The following is a 3,514-nucleotide window of genomic DNA, read 5'->3' on the forward strand; positions in this document are numbered from 1 at the left end:
ACTGGTCGAAGCTCGGTTCGTCCTGGGCATAGAGCTGGAGCACCCACGGGTTCTCGTCCAGTTCATCGAAACTGTCCTGAAGCGCGTTTTCCAAGGCGTCGCGGGCATGCGCGAGCCAGCCAGGCTCCCGGCCCTCGGTGCCCAGCGGCACCAGCTCGAAGAAGGCGGCCACGGATTGACCGTCCTCCAACAGCATCGCCTTAGACTCGGGCAAGAACTCCACCCAGGGCAGCAGTTCCACGAAGGACGGCGCAACGTCGTACAGCGCCTGCTCCTCGGCCACGGTCGCCGGCCTGCGGCCCTGCACCGGGGCGCCGGGTTCGGGGATGCCGACCTGCTGCAGGGCATCAACGTGGCGCTGCCAGCCGTCCGGCTGCTCATCGCCAGCCGGGCCGCTGATGCTGGCGCCCGTCAGCTTCGACCAGGGAAGTTTCCACCGCATCAGTAGTCCTCCACGCGCTCGCCCGGCATCGCGTACTGAATGCGCTGGTACAGCGGGAAGACGGTCGTGTAGCCCGGCACCGGCACGGGATCGGTGCCGGCCAGGTGCGGGTACACGTACATCACGAGATCGGGATTGGGCAGGCGCTGGAACTGGCGATGAACCTCGTTGCGGGCGGTGCGCGTATAGCGCATCTGCTCGGCAGGCGCGGCCTGCATGTCGGCGTCGGTCAGCGGCCGACGCAGGCTCTGGCGCGCATCGAGCAGTTGGCGACCGGCATTCCGTCCGGCTGCGCCACCGCCGTCGCCGGCCTCCTGCTGCCAGATGTCCATCATCGTGCGGTCACCGTGGGTCAACAGCTTTTCCTTGCTGGTGGCGCAGCCGGCGAGCACCGCGACGGCGAGGGCCAGTGCTAGGCCACGGGCCAGGTTAGTCAAGTTCAAGGGCATGGCTTTCTCCTGCGCGGTGATCGACCTTGCGGCCTTCGGGATCGAAGTCGATGGCGAGCGGCTTTTCGAGGTGGACGGCAACCTTGGCGCCGGGTTGGACATAGACGGCGGCGAAGGCTTGGCCGTAGAGCTTGTTGACCCAGGCCGACATGTCCCGGACACCGCCCGCGAGAATCTGGCCGACCGCTTCTTGGCCGGTGATGCCCACGGTGCCGATGGAGCCGTCCGAGCCGACATAGGACATGCGGCCGCTGTCACTCTCGATGAGCGAGGCCACACCGGCACCGGCCGCGGTGATCAGGGCCTGCGAGCCGAGGTATTGCTGGGCGTTGCTGCGCCGCTCGCCGCTGACGCAAGGAATGCCGTGGGGATCGCTGATCCAGCCCAAGCCGTCGCGCTGTTGGTTGTTCTGCTGGTTGCCCTCGCGGTCTTCGGGGATCGTGCGAATCGTGCCGTCGTTGAAGACGAACGTGATGCTGCGCACCTGACCGCGCACGCACGAGAGCGTCCAGTCGCCCGAGGCGGTGCCGCTGAAAACGGCGCCGGCCACGTCGGGAATGTCGATGCCATTGGCGGTCAGGTTGTCCGGCCCGACCAGAACTTTGAACGGATAGGGATCGTTGACCGTGCCGTCGATCGGCACGCGGCCGATCAGGGCCGTCATCGCCACCGATCCCATCAGCGTCGAGTTGGTCGGCACGGTATAGACCGGCTTGGCACTCTTGACCCCGGCGGCGCGGGCGCCCGCGTTGGCCACGGTTTCAGTGGTGGTTAAGAGCGTGCTCTGGGCCGGGCCGAAGCTCGTGGGGAAGCTCATGCCGCCGCTCGCGCCACGCCCCCCGTTGCGCCCCTCGGCGGGCTTTGCGTCGTCCGGCTCGACCCACCGCACGCCGCCCTCCATGCCGGCCTCGTCGCCGCCCTGCAGCCCCAGGCCCACGGGCAGGTCCGCATGGCCGCCGCCGCGCCCGCCGATGCTGTCCAGGCGCCGCTGCAGGTCGGCGAGCAGCCCTTCGGTCTGCTGGCGCGCGCTGGCCGCCTGCTCCTGGTCGCGGCGCAGGTTGGACCGCTCGGATTCGAGCGCCGAGTTGATGCGCTGGTCGATGGAGTTCTCGCGCTGGCGCAGTCGCTGGTTCTCTTCACGCTGCGACTTGTTGTCCGAGAGCGCGGTCTGAAGCTCGGTGCGCAACTGCTTCACTTGGGCAACGAGCGTCGCCACGGTGTCGCGCGGGGTGTCGCCTTCGATGCCCAGCGCCTTCATTTCCTCGGGCGTGAGCTGGGCGCCGTTGTCCGCCGCGGGTGGCGCCGTGCCGCCTCCACCCGAGAACAGCCGGATACCGACGAACAGCACCAGGATGGCGACAGGGATCATCAGCCACTTGAGCAGGCCGTTACTGCGCATGGCGGGCCTCCTTGGCGTTCTCGTCGCCGTCCGGCTGCGGCAGATGCACGGCAGGGTCGAAGCGGTGAATCGCCGGCAGCAGCGACTGCGCGAGGCCGCGGCCGCCCGTGACCAGGTAGAGGACGGTCGTGTCCTCGGGCGTGCCGCGCGGGCCCAGCGCCTCGTGCTGGAAGGTGGCGGTGAGGAAATCGCCTTGCAGCACGCGCGGGTCGAGCGCGACCCAGTCGGCGCCGGTGTTGGTGAGGCGCACGGCAGTCACCCATTGGTCTTCCAGGCGCCACGACGCGAGCACGGCCGCGCGCACCGGCAGCGTTGGCATCAGTGTGTCCAGGTCGAGGTCGCGGGGCAGGTTGACCCGCATGACGCCCGGAAGCGGCTCGACGGTGCGCAGCGGTGCGTAGAGGTTCTGCGCGGCGAAGCGCGTCAGCACGACAGGGACCGGAGTTTCGCGCCGCGCGGTCCGCGCACCTGCCTGGCCCTGGGCGCGTGCCGGGGCCTCGGCACTGTCGGCCTGCTCGCCATAGCGTCCCGGTGCGCTGTCACCCTCGACGATGCGCACCGGCTCCAGCTCGGCTTCCCCGTCCTTGGGCGGTTCGGCTGCGATGTCCAGCAGGATCAGCGCGCCCGTGTCGGCGTCCTGCAGTTGCAACCGCGTGGGCTCGATCGGCTCGCTGGCGCGCAGGTACACCGCGCCACCCGCACTCTGCACGCGCAGGCGTTCGCCCACGCCCGCGGGCACGCCCACGCGCACGTTCCGGTCGATGAACACGATGCGTTCCTGACCGACCTTCAGCGGCACTGCCAGTGGCATGCGTTCCCAACGCAGGATCTCCACCGCCTGGGCGACGGGTGCCGCGGCCACGGCCAGTAGCCCCAGCAGCGCGAGTACAGGATGCTTCATGGGGTGTTTCCTCCTTGAGGCGCTTGCGGAGACAGGCCACTCGACGCCGGGCGCGCCGGCTCCGGTGCACTGATGCGCTGGGGCGCGCCTTCGTAGCAGTCCAGCGCCAGGCCGAACGGGTTGCGGGCGGGATCGACGTCCACCCGCGTGACCTTGATCGGATAACGCACCAGGGCGCGCTTGACCTGCTCGGCGCCGTAGTACTCGTCCGCCGTGATGTCCAGCGTCACCACCCAGTCGCGATCGGACACGGTGCGCACGCGCGCCGTGGGGTCGTCGCCATAGCCGCGGCCGGGAATCTCGTAGATGCCGCGCACGCGCTG

The 3,514-nt window shown here is 69.4% G+C and carries 5 protein-coding genes; all 5 read right to left on the reverse strand.

The genetic code is table 11. The features are described 5' to 3' along the window. On the reverse strand, positions 1 to 442 hold a 442-nt coding region (locus tag QZ709_RS11790; RefSeq protein WP_294637497.1), incomplete at its 3' end, for a TraC family protein. Further along, on the reverse strand, positions 442 to 891 hold the full coding sequence (locus tag QZ709_RS11795) for a TIGR03751 family conjugal transfer lipoprotein (RefSeq protein ID WP_023087296.1): 450 nt from the start codon (positions 889 to 891) through the stop codon (positions 442 to 444). The genes QZ709_RS11795 and QZ709_RS11790, both read right to left, overlap by 1 nt. Next, entirely contained in the window at positions 872 to 2,290 is a 1,419-nt protein-coding gene (locus QZ709_RS11800) for a TIGR03752 family integrating conjugative element protein (protein ID WP_294637498.1), read from the reverse strand. The genes QZ709_RS11795 and QZ709_RS11800 overlap by 20 nt, the downstream gene beginning before the upstream one ends. After that, positions 2,280 to 3,191, reverse strand: coding sequence for a TIGR03749 family integrating conjugative element protein (locus tag QZ709_RS11805; protein WP_294637499.1), 912 nt, complete (start codon positions 3,189 to 3,191; stop codon positions 2,280 to 2,282). Before QZ709_RS11805 ends, QZ709_RS11800 begins: the two co-directional genes overlap by 11 nt. After that, positions 3,188 to 3,514 (reverse strand): DUF2895 family protein (locus QZ709_RS11810; protein ID WP_294637500.1); only part of this gene is annotated, 327 nt, incomplete at its 5' end. The genes QZ709_RS11810 and QZ709_RS11805, both read right to left, overlap by 4 nt.

Source organism: uncultured Aquabacterium sp., assembly GCF_913773725.1.
Taxonomy (GTDB): Bacteria; Pseudomonadota; Gammaproteobacteria; order Burkholderiales; family Burkholderiaceae_C; genus Aquabacterium.